Origin of the sequence: Pseudomonas sp. 25 R 14 (assembly GCF_900004755.1) — a bacterium.
In the GTDB taxonomy this organism is placed as follows: domain Bacteria; phylum Pseudomonadota; class Gammaproteobacteria; order Pseudomonadales; family Pseudomonadaceae; genus Aquipseudomonas; species Aquipseudomonas brenneri.
This window is the reverse complement of the sequence record NZ_CVTS01000062.1, coordinates 170,776-186,880: the sequence shown is the minus strand read 5'-3', so window position 1 is coordinate 186,880 and position 16,105 is coordinate 170,776. Positions and strand designations below refer to the sequence as shown.

17 protein-coding genes and 1 pseudogene are annotated in these 16,105 nt (G+C 58.6%); 11 read left to right on the top strand and 7 right to left on the bottom strand.

Annotation, left to right across the window (positions count from 1 at the left end):
• Positions 1-55: 55 nt before the first annotated feature.
• The 5 genes and pseudogenes from BFQ03_RS22220 to BFQ03_RS30820 all read left to right on the top strand — a co-directional run.
• Positions 56-1,087 carry an HTH-type transcriptional regulator GntR gene (locus BFQ03_RS22220; RefSeq protein WP_162237656.1) on the top strand — a complete coding sequence of 344 codons (1,032 nt, stop codon included), beginning with the start codon at positions 56-58 and terminating at the stop codon, positions 1,085-1,087.
• Positions 1,088-1,192: 105 nt separating this feature from the next.
• On the top strand, positions 1,193-1,825 hold the full coding sequence (locus BFQ03_RS22215; protein ID WP_032862577.1) for a glutathione S-transferase family protein: 633 nt from the start codon (positions 1,193-1,195) through the stop codon (positions 1,823-1,825).
• Positions 1,826-1,835: 10 nt separating this feature from the next.
• Positions 1,836-2,573, top strand: coding sequence for an NAD-dependent epimerase/dehydratase family protein (locus tag BFQ03_RS22210; protein ID WP_032862576.1), 738 nt, complete (start codon positions 1,836-1,838; stop codon positions 2,571-2,573).
• Between the two features lie 149 nt (positions 2,574-2,722).
• Positions 2,723-3,223, top strand: a complete 501-nt coding sequence (locus BFQ03_RS22205; RefSeq protein WP_065944031.1) for a hypothetical protein — start codon at positions 2,723-2,725, stop codon at positions 3,221-3,223.
• A gap of 30 nt (positions 3,224-3,253) precedes the next feature.
• Positions 3,254-3,340 (top strand): annotated as a pseudogene (locus BFQ03_RS30820) (outer membrane lipoprotein carrier protein LolA); the annotation flags it as partial.
• Positions 3,341-3,348: 8 nt separating this feature from the next.
• On the opposite strand, the gene BFQ03_RS22200 reads toward BFQ03_RS30820, so the two are convergent.
• Positions 3,349-4,668 (bottom strand): methyl-accepting chemotaxis protein, encoded by a 1,320-nt coding sequence (locus BFQ03_RS22200; RefSeq protein ID WP_065944030.1) that lies wholly within the window; start codon positions 4,666-4,668, stop codon positions 3,349-3,351.
• An 805-nt stretch (positions 4,669-5,473) separates the two neighbouring features.
• Between BFQ03_RS22200 and BFQ03_RS22195 the strand changes: the two genes are divergently transcribed.
• The gene (locus tag BFQ03_RS22195; protein WP_032862573.1) at positions 5,474-5,890 is read left to right on the top strand and encodes a GNAT family N-acetyltransferase; all 417 of its coding nucleotides are present in this window, start codon (positions 5,474-5,476) and stop codon (positions 5,888-5,890) included.
• Here BFQ03_RS22195 and def read toward each other — a convergent pair.
• The 3 genes from def to BFQ03_RS22180 form a co-directional block, all read right to left on the bottom strand.
• A complete protein-coding gene (gene def, locus BFQ03_RS22190; protein ID WP_032862572.1) occupies positions 5,887-6,426 on the bottom strand; it encodes a peptide deformylase in 540 nt (179 codons plus the stop codon). The two genes, BFQ03_RS22195 and def, sit on opposite strands and share 4 nt — an antisense overlap.
• Before the next feature lie 3 nt (positions 6,427-6,429).
• Complete coding sequence (locus BFQ03_RS22185) at positions 6,430-7,383, bottom strand: YihY/virulence factor BrkB family protein (protein WP_032862571.1); 954 nt, start codon at positions 7,381-7,383, stop codon at positions 6,430-6,432.
• Positions 7,384-7,558: 175 nt separating this feature from the next.
• Complete coding sequence (locus BFQ03_RS22180) at positions 7,559-7,750, bottom strand: CsbD family protein (protein ID WP_032862570.1); 192 nt, start codon at positions 7,748-7,750, stop codon at positions 7,559-7,561.
• A gap of 199 nt (positions 7,751-7,949) precedes the next feature.
• On the opposite strand from BFQ03_RS22180, the gene BFQ03_RS22175 reads away from it, so the two are divergent.
• Positions 7,950-8,327, top strand: a complete 378-nt coding sequence (locus BFQ03_RS22175; RefSeq protein WP_065944029.1) for a hypothetical protein — start codon at positions 7,950-7,952, stop codon at positions 8,325-8,327.
• A 62-nt stretch (positions 8,328-8,389) separates the two neighbouring features.
• On the opposite strand, the gene fadD1 is transcribed toward BFQ03_RS22175, so the two are convergent.
• Positions 8,390-10,081: a long-chain-fatty-acid--CoA ligase FadD1 gene (fadD1, locus tag BFQ03_RS22170; protein ID WP_032862568.1), complete on the bottom strand. Its 1,692-nt coding sequence runs from the start codon at positions 10,079-10,081 to the stop codon at positions 8,390-8,392.
• A gap of 376 nt (positions 10,082-10,457) precedes the next feature.
• On the bottom strand, positions 10,458-12,146 hold the full coding sequence (fadD2, locus tag BFQ03_RS22165) for a long-chain-fatty-acid--CoA ligase FadD2 (protein WP_065944028.1): 1,689 nt from the start codon (positions 12,144-12,146) through the stop codon (positions 10,458-10,460).
• A gap of 210 nt (positions 12,147-12,356) precedes the next feature.
• Here fadD2 and BFQ03_RS22160 point away from each other — a divergent pair, with 210 nt between their 5' ends.
• Positions 12,357-13,301, top strand: a complete 945-nt coding sequence (locus BFQ03_RS22160) for an alpha/beta hydrolase (protein WP_065944027.1) — start codon at positions 12,357-12,359, stop codon at positions 13,299-13,301.
• Positions 13,302-13,369: 68 nt separating this feature from the next.
• Positions 13,370-13,840 (top strand): MaoC family dehydratase, encoded by a 471-nt coding sequence (locus BFQ03_RS22155; RefSeq protein ID WP_032862565.1) that lies wholly within the window; start codon positions 13,370-13,372, stop codon positions 13,838-13,840.
• A gap of 146 nt (positions 13,841-13,986) precedes the next feature.
• Here BFQ03_RS22155 and BFQ03_RS22150 read toward each other — a convergent pair whose 3' ends face one another.
• On the bottom strand, positions 13,987-14,454 hold the full coding sequence (locus BFQ03_RS22150; protein ID WP_065944026.1) for a ferritin-like domain-containing protein: 468 nt from the start codon (positions 14,452-14,454) through the stop codon (positions 13,987-13,989).
• A 206-nt stretch (positions 14,455-14,660) separates the two neighbouring features.
• Between BFQ03_RS22150 and BFQ03_RS22145 the strand changes: the two genes are divergently transcribed.
• Together BFQ03_RS22145 and BFQ03_RS22140 are read left to right on the top strand one after the other, a co-directional pair.
• Positions 14,661-14,897, top strand: a complete 237-nt coding sequence (locus BFQ03_RS22145; protein WP_003213031.1) for a DUF3820 family protein — start codon at positions 14,661-14,663, stop codon at positions 14,895-14,897.
• Positions 14,898-14,909: 12 nt separating this feature from the next.
• Entirely contained in the window at positions 14,910-16,082 is a 1,173-nt protein-coding gene (locus BFQ03_RS22140; protein ID WP_065944025.1) for an aminotransferase class V-fold PLP-dependent enzyme, read from the top strand.
• Positions 16,083-16,105: the final 23 nt, after the last annotated feature.

The window sequence follows — 16,105 nt, the reverse complement described above, 5'->3', positions numbered from 1 at the left end:
CAGGCCTTTGGAGACAGCGCTACCTTAGTGCCTCGATTTTTGTTTGGCAAGCCGCCTGATGACCTCCAAGAACGATAAAAATACCCGCACGACGGGTCGCCCTACCTTGAACGAAGTTGCCCGCCTGGCGGGCGTCAGTCCGATCACGGCCTCCCGGGCCTTGCGCGGCATCAGCACCGTGGCCCCCGACCTGGTGGAAAAGGTGCAGAAAGCCGCCGCCGAGCTGAGCTACGTGGTCAACCCTGCCGCCCGCGCCCTGGCCTCTGCACAGAGCCAGTCGGTAGTGGTGCTGGTGCCCTCACTGTCCAACTTGCTGTTTATTGAAACCCTGGAAGCCATTCATCAGGTTTTGCGGCCCAAGGGCTTCGAAGTGTTGATCGGCAACACTCACTATTCCCGGGACGAAGAAGAAAACCTGTTGCGCAACTACATGGCCTATCAGCCGCGGGGCTTGCTGCTGACCGGCTTTGACCGCACCGAAAGCGCCCGGCGCCTGGTGGAGTCGAGCAATGTGCCGTGCGTGTACATGATGGATCTGGACCCGGCGGCCGGCCTCAATTGTGTCGGGTTCTCGCAGACCAGTGCCGGCGAAACTGCTGCCGCGCACCTGATCTCCCGGGGGCGCAAGCGCCTGGCCTATGTGGGTGCACAACTGGACCAGCGCACCTTGTTGCGCGGTGAAGGTTTCCGTCGCGGGCTGCAACAGGCTGGGCTGTATGACCCGGCGCTGGAGTTACTGACACCGCGCCCTTCTTCAGTCGGCCTGGGTGGCGAGTTGTTCCTGCAACTGCTGGCCAGTCATCCGGATGTGGACGCGATCTTCTTCGGCAACGACGACCTGGCCCATGGCGCCTTGCTCGAAGCCTTGCGCCATGGGATCAAGGTTCCGCAGCAAGTGGCGGTCCTGGGCTTCAACGACCTGCCCGCCTCCAGCTTCATGGTGCCGCGCCTGAGCAGCATCAGCACCCCGCGCGAAGCCATTGGCCGACGCGCGGCGGAACATTTGCTGACGGTGATGGCAGGCAACAAGATCGCCAGGCCGGTGGTGGATATGGGGTTTGAGTTGAAGGTGCGCGAGAGTACCTAGGCCGATCAACTGAAGGGATTCAAGCCCGCTCCCACACTTAACCCTATCGCTGTCCTTGCGCGTCCCTGCTAAATTGCCCAACTCACATTTTGCCAGGGAAGCACCATGGGACACGCGCTGAAGATCTTGGGTCGCACTTCGTCCATCAACGTACGAAAAGTCCTGTGGACCTGCCAGGAACTAGGCATCGCCTACGACCGGGAAGACTGGGGCATCGGCTTCACCCCCACCCAATCACCCGAGTTCCTGGCCTTGAACCCCAACGCCCAGGTGCCAGTAATCGTCGACGACAACGGCGTACTGTGGGAGTCCAACACCATCTGCCGCTATCTGGTGGGCCTGCACCGACGCCACGACCTGCTGCCAGCCGAGCCTTGGCCTCGGGCCAAAGTTGAGCAATGGATGGACTGGCAAGCCACCGAACTCAACCCATCCTGGGGCTATGCCTTCCACGCCCTGGTGCGCAAGAATCCGGACTTCCAGGACCCGCAGCGCATTGCCGCCGGCGTGCGCGGCTGGAACGACAAGATGGGATTGCTGGAGCAACGGTTGATCGACACCGGCGCCTATGTGGCCGGTGACGACTTCACACTCGCAGACATCCTGATTGGCCTGTCGGTACACCGCTGGCGGATGACGCCCATGGAGCGCCCTTCCTACCCGGCTGTCGATGCGTACTACGCGCGACTCAGCCAGCGCCCTGGTTTCAAGGCGTTTGCCCTCGACGGTCACAACTAAGGATTACCCGATGAAAGGATTCAACGTACTGCTCACCGGTGCCTGCGGCAGAATCGGCAAGACGTTTTTCGAAGCCTCGAAAGAGCGCTACCGCTTTACCCTCACCGACCGCGTCGAACCGGACTTCGCCCTCGGCGACCATCGTTTCGTACAGGCCGACTTGAGCGACAAAACGACCTTGGCAGCGTTGCTCGCCGGCATCGATGTGATCGTGCACCTGTCGGGCATCCCCCATGCCAGCGCCACCTTCGACGAACTGCTACCCAACAATATCCTCGCCACTACTTATCTGTTCGAAGCTGCCGTGGCTGCCAACGTAAAGCGCCTGGTCTTTGCCAGCAGTGCCCAGACCATCGAAGGCTACCCGGTGGACCGGCAAATCACCCCAGGCATGCCGGTGCTGCCGGCCAACCTGTATGGCGTGAGCAAATGCTACGGTGAAGCACTGTGCGGGTACTACGCGGCAAAAACCCCGCTCTCCACCATCGCCTTGCGTATTGGCGCCTTTGAGTTTGCGCAAACCCATGACCTGAACAACGCTCGCGACCTCAGCGCCTGGCTCAGCCCTCGGGATGCCGTCCAGTTGTTGCAGCGTTCGGTGGAAACCCCGGGGGTCAAGCACCTGGTCGCCCATGGCATTTCCAATAACCGCTTCAAGCGCCTGGATTTGAGCGAGACCACGCGGGTCCTGGGTTATGAACCGCAGGATGATGCCTTCCAAACATTCGATATTCCCATTACCTACTGAAGGCAATGTCCGCCGACGGCAACTATTGGCCGCCAGCCGCACATCGCTTGCCTCGACAAAGCCCTGACAACCAGTGATTGCGGGGCTTTAGCTCCCGGCACAGTAATTGCTAAACCCTGTGGACCGTTCAACACCACAGGTACCCGATCATGTTGGTCAATACCCAAGTCTCTTCCGTGATCCAACAGTCCAAGCGCCCCGATCTGGACCCGGCCAACGCCGCCGCCAGTGCGCTGTACAGCGGCGTCATGCAAAACGTGCAGAACGCCGCAGCCGCGACCCAGTTGCAGACCACGCAAAAGGCCACCGACACCACGGCCAGCAATGTGGATGCCGCTTTTGCCAAGACCCGCCTGCAACTGCAAGCAACGCCGCCGGCCAGCGCTACACCGAAAACCGAAGCCAATACCCAGGCGCGCGCCGACTTCAACGACTACATGAGCAAGACGCCGGCCGAGCGCATTCGCGATCAGATCCTCAAGGAAAAGGGCCTGACCGAAGAAGATGTGAAAGCGATGCCTATCGAACAGCAGAATGCCATTGCCCAGGAAGTCACTGATCGCCTGAAGATGCAGGCCGCGCAGCAGTATGCCGAGAAGACTGCCGACCCGCAGATCAAGGCCGTGAAAGACACCCTGGCGGCCATCTGACACAACACAACGCCCCTTGTAGGAGCGAGCTTGCTCGCGAAAAGCCTCAACGATAACGCGGGGTATCTGGTTCCCCGTGGCGGCCTCAGGTTTTTCGCGAGCAAGCTCGCTCCTACAAAGAGGCACTATTGCAGTTGTAGGGTGGAGTTGAACTGGCCAATGGCATCGACCACATGCCGCGAGCCTTCCTGGATCTCCAGGATCACCTGCCCCGCTTCATTGGCCAACTCCACTCCCAACCCGGTGCGGCTCAGGCTCGACTGCATGCTCGACACCGCACTCAACGACAAGTCGTGGTTCTTGCGCACCACCTCGACAATCTCCAGCGTCGCCTGGCTGGTGCGTGCCGCCAGGCTGCGTACCTCGTCCGCCACCACGGCAAAGCCCCGGCCATGCTCACCCGCACGCGCAGCTTCAATGGCCGCGTTCAGCGCCAGCAGGTTGGTTTGATCGGCAATCCCGCGAATGGTCTGGACGATGGTGCCGATGATGTCCGACTGCTTGCTCACCGCGTCGATGCTCACCGCCGCTTGATTGAGGTCGCGGGAAATTTCTTCGATGATCTGCACCGTCTGTTGCACCACCTCCGAGCCCTTGCGGGCACAGGCGTCGTTCTGCACCGAGGTGGCGTGGGCCGAATCGGCAGCAGTACGCAACGTGGTGACCTGGTCGGTGATATCACTGGCGAACTTCACCACTTTGTACAGACGCCCGCTGGCATCGAAGATAGGGTTGTAGGAGGCTTCCAGAAACAGCGTCTGACCATGCTTGTTGCGCCGCTCAAAACGATGGGAGTGGAATTCACCCCGGTTAAGTGACGCCCAGAACGCTTTGTAAGCCGGTGATTCCACCTCGGCGCGATGGCAGAACATGCTGTGGTGCTGGCCAACGATTTCGCCGAGGGAATACTGCACCGTCTTCAGGAAGTTCTGGTTGGCATTGAGGATCTGCCCCTGGGGCGTGAACTCGATGACCGCCATGGAGCGGCCAATGGCATCGATCAGGCTTTGGTTTTCATGTTCGTGGTGAACCCGTTCGGAAATATCCGACGCCACCTTGATCACGCTCTGCACCTGTTTATCCGGGCCATACACCGGCATGTAGCTGGCCTCCAGCCACACTTCCTGGCCACTTTTGGTCAAGCGCATGAACGTGCCACTGATGGACTCGCCCTGAGCCAGGTCCCGCCACAATTTGGCGTAGGCATCGCTACGGTAATAGGCCTCTTCACAGAAGATTCGGTGGTGTTTGCCACGTACTTCCTCGGCGCTATAGCCCATGGTCCTACAAAAGTTTTCGTTGGCATCCAGTACCACGCCGTCGCGATCGAACTCAATCATCGCCATGGAACGACTGATGGCCGCGAGCTTAGCCTGGGCCTGGGTCAGCGCGCAGGAAAAACGCTCGATCTCCAGCAGGTCGGATTTGTGGTGGAGGTTAAACATGATCGGATCACCTTCAGCGCTGTCTTTGAATGACGGTTAGTTCTTGGATTTGACCCAGTACAACTTTCCACAAAACAGGCAAACGCATCCGTCCAGAGACAGGACAAGTGTCAGGCGATAGATAAATGATGGCTAATCGGAGAGTCCATGAGGCAACACTCGTTTCAAGGCATCCTTTTCTTGATGACCCCGTCTGGGGCCCGCTTTAACCGACACACGTAAATCCATTTAACCTGAAGCTCCTTTTTCCCGGCGCTTTGACATACGCACTTATCCATTCACAGCTTGTATAGTGCTCATCAACCACTATGCAAACAGCCACCCAAAACGCTTCATATGGCAAGCGACATAAAGGGTTATGGGTGAGCATAGACAGGGCTTGGCGCTATGCAAGGCCATTAATCAGCCAGCATTGATAAACAGGTGTTGGAGGGGATGTGCAGGGGCAGGATGTATCGATGCCGCTGTAGGAGCGAGCTTGCTCGCGAAAAGCTTGAGAGCGCCGCGCTTTACCTGCAAACACGCGTTTTCGTTAGCGCTCTTCGCGAGCAAGCTCGCTCCTACAGTGAAGTCCTCAGTGACCAAACAGACCTGTCTCGGTCTTCTTGGCTTTTTTGTCCGCGCGTTTTTCATCGGCGGTCTTTGCCGGTTTTTTCTTCGCGGCTTTCTTTGAATCCATACCTTTGGCCATGATGCATGCTCCACTAACAGAGGAAGTAACAAGGGGTATAACACCTATTGCCCAACAGAAGGCGCTTTGCCCGACTTATAATCCCCGCCCCTTGATCACGCCTGTCAAACCACCATGCCCGAGTTGCACTTTGATCGACTGGCAGAGCCCCTGTGGCCGCTGCTGAACAAGTTCTACCGTAGCCACAACTCTTCGATGAAAGCCCTCAAGGGCGGCCAATTGTGGGTGGCGCGCAACAGCGAGATCGTCGCCGGGCTGTGCCTGAGCCCCGTGGTCGGCGGCCAGTGGTTGACTGGGCTGTTTGTCGATCCGGCCTTACGCGGGCAAGGGCTGGCGACGCGGCTGATCGCACACGCGATCGCACCCGCCGAAGGGACGGTGTGGCTGTTGTGCCACCCGGATCTGGAAGGGTTTTATACAGCCCAGGGCTTCAGCCAGCAGACCGTGTTGCCGCAGTCGCTGGCCGAGCGCCTGGTGCGCTATAAACGCAACAAACCGATGATTGCCATGGGCGTGTGCCGCCAGGGTTAATCGTCAGCGGCAGGGTCCATGTCCGGGAACATCACCTCGATAAACCCGAACTTGCTGAAATCAGTGATCCGCGACGGGTACAACCGACCGATCAGGTGGTCGCATTCATGCTGCACCACCCGCGCATGGAAACCGTCGGCAATCCGCACAATCGGCTCGCCCTTGGGGTCAAACCCCTCGTAGCGAATCTGCTGGTAACGATCCACCGCACCACGCAGCCCTGGCACCGACAGGCAGCCTTCATAGCCCTCCTCCAACACCGGACTCAGCGGGGTAATCAGCGGGTTGATCAGGATGGTCTGGGGCACCGCCGGGGCATCCGGGTAGCGCTCGCTGCTCTCGAAGCCGAAAATCACCAACTGCAGGTCGACACCGACCTGCGGCGCGGCCAGGCCGACACCGCCCACGTGTTCCATGGTCTGGAACATATCGTCGATCAGTTGCCACAACTCGGGGCTGTCGAACATTTCCGGTGGCACCGGTGGCGCGATGCGCAGCAGGCGCTCGTCGCCCATTTTCAGGATTTCACGAATCATCGGTCAGGTTTCATCAGTGGTGGGCTTGGGAAGCGAATGGTCCCGGCCGAGGCCCGAGACATGCTGTTTTTCATCGTGGTGGTGTTCGCCAAAGTCCTTTTCCCCCGGATCCTTGCCTTCGGCGGACATATGCTCGATCACCGCGTTCATCTCCGCCCCCAGCAGCAGGACGGCGGCAGAAATGTAAAAGTACAGCAGCAGGACGATAATCGCGCCGATGCTGCCATACATGGCGTTGTAGTCGGCGAAGGTCTTGACGTAATAGCCAAAGCCCAGCGATGCAACGATCCAGACCACTACCGCCAGCACCGAGCCTGGCGTGATAAAGCGAAATTTCTGCTTCACGTCCGGCATCACGTAGTACATCAAGGCCACGGCAAACATCAGCAGGATCACGATCAAGGGCCAGCGCAGGATAGTCCACAGGGTGACCACGAATTCCTGCATACCAATCTGCCCAGCCAGCCACTCCATCACTTGCGGCCCCAGGACCATCAGCGCGGCGGCGGCCAGCAACATCCCGGCGATGCCCACGGTGTAGAAAATCGACAGCGGGAAGCGTTTCCAGATCGGCCGGCCTTCCACCACATCGTAGGCGGCGTTCATTGCACTCATCATCAGGCGCACACCTGCTGAGGCGGTCCACAGCGCGATGACGATACCCACCGACAACAGCCCGCCCTTGGATTGTTGTAACTGGTCGATCACCGGGTTGACCTGCTCAAGAGCCTGGGGCGGCAACACCAGTTCCGATTGCAGGCGCAACCAACTGAAGAAATCCGGCAGATGCAGGAAACCGATCAGGGCAATCAGGAACAGCAGGAAGGGGAACAGCGAAAACAGCATCTGGTAGGCCAGTGCCGAAGCGTAGGTAGACATCTCGTCATCGACGAACTCTTTGACGGTGCGCATCAGCACGCGGTGCAGCGGCAGGCCTTTTAATACCGGAAAAATCATAGCGTCTCCTTTCGCCGCAAAAGGTTGAGGTCGTGGGCGACTCAGGGGCCGTTTTCTACATCAAGGTAGCCTATTTGGCGACCTTGAAACAATTTCGAAACGTTAGTCAGCAGATGTGACATAAAAACGGCCATCCGTGGATGACCGTTATGCTACGTGTTGGCCGTCGGGTTAATCAGGCTTTGTCGACCGTATTCTTTACCGCGTCCTTGACCTTGCCAACCGCTTGCTGGGCTTCGCCCTTCTTCTCTTGAATCTTGCCTTCGGCCTCAAGCTTGGTGTTGTCTGTGGCTTTGCCGATGCCTTGCTTGATATTGCCGATAGCTTCGTTCGCTAAACCTTTTGCCTTATCCGCTGTGCTGCCCATGGTATTTCTCCGTAAGAACAATCAAGGGTTTGGGTCATTACGTAAGGGTTGACCCTGGGCCTTTGCGCAGAGTTTCAATTATTTGCGTAAGGCATTTCATCACCCAATACAGGTTTGGCTTTATGTTTTGCGGCCAACCCCCGAGAATGCCCGGCAGATTCAGGCTCAATCGCTGAATAACAGATCCCGTAGGAAGGTTATGAAACTCAATAAATCACAGGCCATCGCCCGCAGAAACCTGGAACTGGGCGGTGCCGTGCTCGGTGTCAACAACTGCCATTTCACCGACCTGGACCGCAAGCGCAATATCTGGTGGTTCGACCTGCCAGTGGCGCGCATTGCCATCGGCCAATACGAGTGGATTCACTTGTTGATGCACAACGCCGAGACCGACCAGTTGCTGCACCTGAAAGTACCGACCGCGTTCCTGCGTGAAAAGCTTGAAGGGTTGGTGGTGCGCAATGCGGGCAAGCGCAAGCCGGAGATTACCCTGGAGCTGAGCGCGGACAAAGATTCGTTCCTCAAGGATGTGCGCCCGGCGGGTGCTGGCGTGAACTTCGCGCAGTTCGCCCTGTAAACATTTGGATTGCACTCCAATCAGCACCCAATAAAAAGCCCCGCATTTGCGGGGCTTTTTGTTTACTTCTTCAGGCCCAGCTTCTTCAGCTCTTCGTCACGCAGCTCACGACGCAGGATCTTGCCCACGTTGGTGGTCGGCAGCGCTTCGCGGAATTCAACAGCCTTTGGCACTTTGTAGCCGGTGACATTGGCGCGCATATGCTCCATCACCTGCTCCTTGGTCAGGGTTGCGCCCGGCTTGACCACGATGAACAGCTTGATGTGCTCGCCCGACTTCTCGTCCGGCACACCAATGGCCGCGCATTGCAGCACGCCTGGCAGGCCCGCCAGCACGTCTTCCAGCTCGTTGGGGTAGACGTTGAAGCCCGAGACCAGAATCATGTCCTTCTTGCGGTCGACGATGCGCATGTAGCCGTCTGGCTGGATGATCGCGATGTCACCGGTCTTCAACCAGCCTTCGCTGTCGAGGATCTCGGTCGTGGCATCTTCGCGCTGCCAGTAGCCTTTCATCACTTGCGGGCCCTTGACGCACAGCTCGCCGATTTCGCCCAGGGGCAACTCGACACCTTCGTCGGAGATGACTTTGCACAGGGTCGAGGGCACCGGAATGCCGATGGTGCCGATCTGGATATGCTGGATCGGGTTGACCGTGGCCACCGGGCTGGTTTCGGTCATGCCGTAACCTTCACAGATGTTGCAGCCGGTCACGGCCTTCCAACGCTCGGCCGCCGCCAGTTGCAGGGCCATGCCGCCCGACAGGGTGACCTTGAGCGCCGAGAAATCCAGCTTGCGGAAGCCTTCGTTGTTGCACAGGGCTACGAACAGGGTGTTCAGGCCGACAAAGCCGCTGAACTTCCACTTCGACAACTCCTTGACCATCGCCGGCAGGTCGCGCGGGTTGCTGATCAGGATGTTGTGGTTGCCGATCAGCATCATCGCCATGCAATGAAAGGTGAAGGCATAGATGTGGTAGAGCGGCAGCGGTGTGATCAGGATCTCGCAGCCTTCGTTGAGGTTGGAGCCCATCAGCGCCTTGCACTGCAGCATGTTGGCCACCAGGTTGCGATGGGTCAGCATCGCGCCCTTGGCCACGCCGGTGGTGCCGCCGGTGTATTGCAGCACGGCCACGTCTTCGCTGGCGGGGCTGACTTCATTGACCGGCTGGCCATGGCCCTTGGCCAGGACGTCGTTGAACTTGATCGCCTGGGGCAAGTGATAGGCCGGGACCATTTTTTTCACGTACTTGATGACGCTGTTGATCAGCAGACGCTTGAGCGGCGGCAACAGGTCAGCCACTTCGGTGACGATCACGTACTTGACGGCAGTCTTGGGTACGACTTTTTCTGCCAGGTGCGCCATGTTGGCCAGGCAGATCAGGGCTTTGGCCCCGGAGTCGTTGAACTGGTGTTCCATTTCCCGCGCGGTGTACAGCGGGTTGGTATTGACCACGATCAGGCCGGCACGGATAGCCCCGAACACGGCGACCGGGTATTGCAGGAGGTTGGGTAATTGCACGGCGATTCGATCACCGGGCTGCAAGTCGGTATGCTGTTGCAGGTACGCGGCAAAGGCACCGGACAATTCGTACAACTCACCGTAGGTGATTGTCTTGCCCAGGTTGCTGAAAGCCGGTTTGTCGGCGAAGCGCTGGCAGGACTGTTTCAGTACCGCCTGAATATTTTGATACTCGTCTGGATTGATGTCTGCAGCAATCCCGGCGGGGTACTTATCCTTCCAAAAGTCTTCGATCATGGAAGCCCACTCCTCAGCGACGCGAATTCATTCACCGCATTTGATGCGATTATTATTTGTGTGTGTTTTTTTAGGTGATTCTGGCTGTTTCAAGCAGGCCGAGAGGTCACAAAGCGCGCCGAGAGTAGCAGCTTTGCAAAGGGCCGCCTAGAGCCAAAAGAGGGCCCTACAGTCATAAACATGACTCAAGAATATGCAGTAGTCATTTTTAGAGCAAAAATTCTATACCCCCTGAAACAGCTCTATTTTGCGGGTGTACACCGTAAATGTGGGAGCGGGCTTGCTCGCGAATGCGGTGTGTCAGGCAATACATCTGGCACTGATACACCACTATCGCGAGTAAGCCCGCTCCCACAATTTTCAAGCGCATTTCAGGTCAGGCGATGTCGCGCAGCTCCCGGCGCAGGATCTTGCCTACCGGCGTCATCGGCAACGAGTCCCGCAACACAATGTGCTTGGGCACCTTGTAGCCGGTGAAGTTGGCCTTGCAGTAGGTCTTCAGTTCCTCAAGGCTGACGCCCTGGGCGCGCGCCACGACGAACAGCTTCACCGCTTCGCCAGTACGCTCGTCCGGCACGCCGATCACCGCGCAGCTGGCCACGCTCGGATGGGCCATCACCACGTCTTCGATCTCGTTGGGGTACACATTGAAGCCCGAGACGATGATCAAGTCCTTCTTGCGGTCGACAATGCGCACAAATCCATCCGGGTCGATCACCGCAATGTCGCCGGTCTTGAGCCAGCCTTCGGCGTCCAGGGTCTCGGCAGTGGCCGCCGGTTGCTGCCAATAGCCCTTCATGACCTGCGGGCCCTTGATACACAACTCGCCGCGCTCGCCCAACGGCAACTCCACGCCGGCGTCATCGATGACTTTCATCGCCGTACCCGGCACCGGAATACCCACCGTGCCCAGGCGTGATTTATCGCCGTACGGGTTGGTGCTGGCCACCGGCGACGTTTCCGTCAGGCCGTAGCCTTCGCCGATGGAACAACCGGTGATCTGCTTCCAGCGCTCGGCAGTGGCCTTGACCAGGGCTGTGCCGCCAGAGTTGGTGATTTTCAGGTGGGAGAAATCCAGGGTCTTGAAATCCGGGTGTTCCATCAGCGCGACAAACAGCGTGTTGAGCCCCAGCAGCCCGGTAAAACGCCACTTTTTCAACTCCTTGATAAAGCCGCCGATGTCCCGTGGGTTGGTGATCAGCACGTTGTGGTTGCCGGTGACCATCATGCACATGCAGTTCGCGGTGAAGGCATAGATGTGGTACAGCGGCAGCGGCGCGACCATCACCTCCTGCCCTTCCTTGACCAGCGGATGCCCGTCTTCGCGTAGCTGTGACATGCACGCCCGCACCTGCTGCATATTCGCCACCAGGTTGCCGTGGGTCAGCATCGCGCCCTTGGCCAGGCCAGTGGTGCCACCGGTGTATTGCAACACCGCGATGTCATCCAGGGTTACCGGATGGCGGGTCACGGCCAGGCCTGCGCCCATGCGCAAGGCACGCTTGAACGAAACCGCCCGGGGCAGGCTGTACGCTGGGACCATCTTCTTCACCTTGTCGACCACGGTGTTGATCAGCCAGCCTTTGGCAGCGGGCATGAAATCGCCCATTTTCGCTTCGATCAGGTATTCGATCTCGGTATCGGCCGTCACTTCCTGGACCCTGGAACCGAACAGGTTGAGGTAGACCAGGGCACGAATGCCCGCGTCCTTGAACTGATGACGCATTTCCCGCGGGGTGTACAAAGGGTTGGTGTTGACCACGACCAACCCGGCGCGCAAGGCGCCGAATACGGCAATCGGGTAATGCAGGACGTTGGGCATCTGCACCGCAATACGATCGCCCGGCTTGAGGTCGGTGTGGTGTTGCAGGTAGCCGGCGAACGCCGCGCTCTGGCGCGCAAGATCCGCGTAGGTCAGGGTGATCCCCATGTTGCTGAATGCCGGACGGTCGGCAAAGGCCTTGCAGGAACGCTCGAAGACTTCGATCACTGACTTGTACGCCGACAGGTCAAGCTCGTTGGGAACGCCTGCTGCGCGTTTGTCATTCCAGAAATCAGGTTGCATTATTCTTGTCCTCTACCTGAGTGTGCCCGACCGCATTCCAAATGCTGATGGGAAGCGGAGCTTCGGGGACGTTAGCAGTTATGGCCAAACAGGCAAATACACAAAAACGTGTCATTGATTGTATGAATCTTGCCCCTGAGGCCAGGGCTGATCAGACGCCACCCCACGGATGAGCTATACACTGCAACGACCCTGAGCAAAGGAAGCGCCATGAACCACACCACTTTCTGGCTGAGCGCGAACGATCGCAGCCGCCTGTACGTCAACCAGTGGCTACCGGACGAGCCACCCAAGGCGTTGATCATGCTGGCCCATGGCATGGCCGAGCACAGCGGCCGCTATGCACGCCTGGCCCAGGCCCTGTGTGATACCGGCTACGGCGTATATGCCCTGGACCTGCGCGGCCATGGCCGTACCGCCGATGAAGGCACCCTGGGGCTGTTTGCCGAGCGCGATGGCTGGAGCAAAGTGGTGGGCGACCTGGCCGCGCTCAACCAGCACATCGGCCAGCAGGCACCTGGCGTGCCGATCATTTTGCTCGGCCACAGCATGGGCAGTTACATCGCCCAGGCTTATCTGCTGCATCACAGCGCCAGCCTGCACGGGGCGATTCTCAGTGGCTCGAATTTCCAGCCGGTGGCCCTGTACCGCGCCGCCCGCCTGATCGCCCGGGCCGAGCGGCTGCGCCAGGGCCTGCGGGGGCGCAGTGCGCTGATCGAGTTCCTGTCGTTTGGCTCGTTCAACAAGGCCTTCAAACCCAACCGTACGGCATTCGACTGGCTGAGCCGCGACCCGGACGAAGTGGACAAGTACATCAACGACCCCCTGTGCGGCTTTCGTTGCACCAACCAACTGTGGGTCGACCTGCTCGGTGGCTTGCAGCAAATCAGCAAAGCGTCCAATCTCAAACAGATTGATCCGGGCCTGCCAATCCTGGTGATGGGTGGCGAATGTGATCCGGTCAGTGAGGGCAAGCGTCTCACCAGCCTGGCCAATGCCCTGCGCGATGCCGGCTGCCAGAACCTGCAGTTGAATATCTACCCGCAAGCGCGCCACGAACTCTTCAATGAAACCAACCGCGACGCGGTCACCGCCGATGTACTGGCGTGGATAGCCCAGGCCGTGAACCACCGCCGACCAGTGCGCTGCGAATGAACAGAAATATATTTTCGTTTAAAATCAACGAATTAAGATTATCGATTAGCCACAGGATGCACGATTAGATGACCCAGGTTACCAACACGCCTTACGAAGCCCTCGAAGTCGGCCAGAAAGCCACCTACAGCAAAACCGTGGAAGAGCGCGATATCCAACTGTTCGCAGCCATGTCCGGCGACCATAACCCGGTTCACCTGGATGCCGAATTCGCCAAAGCGACCATGTTCAAAGAGCGTATCGCCCATGGCATGTTCAGCGGCGCCTTGATCAGCGCGGCAGTCGCCTGTGAGCTGCCTGGGCCGGGCACCATCTATATCGGCCAGCAGATGAGCTTCCAGAAACCAGTGAAAATCGGCGACACTCTGACCGTACGTCTGGAAATTCTCGAAAAACTGCCCAAGTTCCGCGTGCGGATTGCCACCCAGGTGTTCAACCAGCGCGATGAGTTGGTGGTGGATGGCGAAGCGGAGATCCTGGCGCCACGCAAGCAACAGGTGGTGACCTTGACCGAGTTGCCGGCCATCAGCATCGGCTGATTAAACACCGCTATCTCAGGCCATGTGAAAAACAAATGTGGGAGCGGGCTTGCCCGCGATAGCGGTGGATCAGTCAATCAAGATGTCGACTGACACACCGTCATCGCGAGCAAGCCCACTCCCACATTTGGTTACTGCGGCGCGGCTCAGGACTGGGCGCGAGCCTGGTTACGCAGGGCTTTCACCTGGTCATGGTTGCGCTGCGCACCATGGTACTGACGCTCAACCAGGTCACGAATGCCTACCAGGTTGTGCTTGTTGATCTTCTCGATGGCTTCTTTGTAAGCCTTCAATGCGTGGTCTTCACCGCGCTCGGCCTCGTTAAGCACCGCTTCTTCATCCTTGCCAGTCACCAGCGACTTCACGTCGACCCAGCCACGGTGCAATGCACCGGCCACGCTGCCAGACTCTTGCGGGTCACCACCCAAGGCACGCACGGCCGCCTGCAGTTCGGCAGCCGCCGAGGCGCAGTCAGCTGAACGCTTGGTGAACAGCGCCTTGAGCTCTGGATGCTTGATATCTTCTGCGCAGGTCTTGAAGCCTTCCTGGCCGTCTTTACTGGTCTCGATCAGGTCATTGAGTACAGAGATCGATTCTTTGTTGATATCAGTCATTTTTCAATTCCTTCACGGGTTTAGAAATGTATTGAGGTCGCTGCAGCGCCCGTGCCAGGTCTTTAATAAAGATTTAATCTTTATTTTTCAGAAAGTTATAAATAACCCAAAAATCTGTATCCGCTTTATTTGCATGATCTGTCATTTGGCCTTCATGCAGATTGCCTGTATTTTCCAAGGCTTCTTCCTGAGTGTCTGAAGCCCGCATGAACCCTGAAAAACTCGAACTGCTGATCACCCGCGAAATGCCGTTCGGCAAATACAAGGGCCGGATCATTGCCGACCTGCCCGGCCCTTACCTGAACTGGTTTGCCCGTGAAGGTTTCCCCCACGGCGAGTTGGGCGGCCTGCTGGCATTGATGCAGGAAATCGACCACAACGGCCTGTCCGAACTGCTGGAACCGCTGCGCGCCAAACACGGAAAACCCGCCCCGCGCCACTAATCGAGCCCGACCATGCCCAACACCCGCGACGAAGCCTATTGGCAGGCCATTGCCCAGCGCTATGAGCTGGAGCCCGGCCCCATCAACCTGGAAAACGGTTACTTCGGGCGTATGAGCCGGGCCGTGCTGGCGCAGTATCAGGAGCACGTTGCGTTTATCAATCGCAGCAACTCTGTGCATGTACGCCAGCGCTTCGAGCAAGGGGAGAATGAGCAGATTCGCAGGCAACTGGCCGAACTCATCCACACGGATCCTGAAGCCGTTGCCTTCACCCGCAATGCCACCGAAGCCTTGCAATCGCTGATCCGCAACTACAACCGCCTGCAACCGGGTGATCAGGTGCTGATCAGCGACCTGGAGTACGATACAGTCAAAGGCGCCATGCGCTGGCTCGCCGGCTACCGGGGTGTAGAGGTGATCGAAGTGTCCCACGCCCACCCGGCCAGTTTCGACAGCCTGGTGCAGACCTATCGCGACACCTTCAGCCGCTACCCACGCCTGAAACTGATGGCGCTGACCTATGTCACCCACCGTACCGGCCTGGTGATGCCGGTCGAGGCCATCGCCCAGGCTGCACAGGAACATGGCGTCGATGTGATCCTCGATGGCGCCCATGCGCTTGGCCAGATCGACTTCGACCTGGCGCAGCTAGGCATTTCGTTCGCCGGTTTTAACCTGCACAAGTGGATCGGTGCGCCGCTGACCCTGGGCTTTCTCTATATTGCCCCGCAGCGTCTGGCGGATATTGATCCGGATATGGGCGAGTTTCATTACCCGGCCACCGACGTCCGTGCTCGCACGCCCTACAGCACACCGAACTTTCCGGCGCTGATGACCTTGCCGCTGGTGTTCGAAGAACATCGGGCCCTGGGTGGTGCGTCGGCCAAGGGCGCACGGGTCAAGTACCTGCGGGATCTGTGGGTCAGCCAGGTACGGCCAGTGCCGGGGGTCGAGGTGCTGACGTCGGATGATCCACGGCTGTATTGCGCGATTACGGCGTTCAAGTTCAGCGGGCGTGACCAGCAGGTGATGGCGGATCGATTGCTCGATGAGTACAACCTGTTTACCACCCTGCGCAGTGGGGCGGCGTTTGGTACCTGCATACGGGTGACGCCGGGGTTGGTGACCTCGGCGGCGGACATTGGCGTGCTGGTCAACGCGATTACCAAACTGAACACCGATTAAAATGTGGGAGCGGGCTTGCTCGC

Excerpts from the sequence above, each read along its gene's own strand:
- fadD1 (WP_032862568.1), bottom strand. The coding sequence starts at position 10,081 with ATGATCGAAGACTTTTGGAAGGATAAGTACCCCGCCGGGATTGCTGCA.
- BFQ03_RS22145 (WP_003213031.1), top strand. The coding sequence starts at position 14,661 with ATGAACCCTGAAAAACTCGAACTGCTGATCACCCGCGAAATGCCGTTC.
- BFQ03_RS22140 (WP_065944025.1), top strand. The coding sequence starts at position 14,910 with ATGCCCAACACCCGCGACGAAGCCTATTGGCAGGCCATTGCCCAGCGC.
- BFQ03_RS22160 (WP_065944027.1), top strand. The coding sequence starts at position 12,357 with ATGAACCACACCACTTTCTGGCTGAGCGCGAACGATCGCAGCCGCCTG.
- BFQ03_RS22200 (WP_065944030.1), bottom strand. The coding sequence starts at position 4,668 with ATGTTTAACCTCCACCACAAATCCGACCTGCTGGAGATCGAGCGTTTT.
- BFQ03_RS22175 (WP_065944029.1), top strand. The coding sequence starts at position 7,950 with ATGAAACTCAATAAATCACAGGCCATCGCCCGCAGAAACCTGGAACTG.
- def (WP_032862572.1), bottom strand. The coding sequence starts at position 6,426 with ATGATTCGTGAAATCCTGAAAATGGGCGACGAGCGCCTGCTGCGCATC.
- BFQ03_RS22180 (WP_032862570.1), bottom strand. The coding sequence starts at position 7,750 with ATGGGCAGCACAGCGGATAAGGCAAAAGGTTTAGCGAACGAAGCTATC.
- BFQ03_RS22150 (WP_065944026.1), bottom strand. The coding sequence starts at position 14,454 with ATGACTGATATCAACAAAGAATCGATCTCTGTACTCAATGACCTGATC.
- BFQ03_RS22215 (WP_032862577.1), top strand. The coding sequence starts at position 1,193 with ATGGGACACGCGCTGAAGATCTTGGGTCGCACTTCGTCCATCAACGTA.
- fadD2 (WP_065944028.1), bottom strand. The coding sequence starts at position 12,146 with ATGCAACCTGATTTCTGGAATGACAAACGCGCAGCAGGCGTTCCCAAC.
- BFQ03_RS22155 (WP_032862565.1), top strand. The coding sequence starts at position 13,370 with ATGACCCAGGTTACCAACACGCCTTACGAAGCCCTCGAAGTCGGCCAG.
- BFQ03_RS22210 (WP_032862576.1), top strand. The coding sequence starts at position 1,836 with ATGAAAGGATTCAACGTACTGCTCACCGGTGCCTGCGGCAGAATCGGC.
- BFQ03_RS22185 (WP_032862571.1), bottom strand. The coding sequence starts at position 7,383 with ATGATTTTTCCGGTATTAAAAGGCCTGCCGCTGCACCGCGTGCTGATG.
- BFQ03_RS22205 (WP_065944031.1), top strand. The coding sequence starts at position 2,723 with ATGTTGGTCAATACCCAAGTCTCTTCCGTGATCCAACAGTCCAAGCGC.
- BFQ03_RS22195 (WP_032862573.1), top strand. The coding sequence starts at position 5,474 with ATGCCCGAGTTGCACTTTGATCGACTGGCAGAGCCCCTGTGGCCGCTG.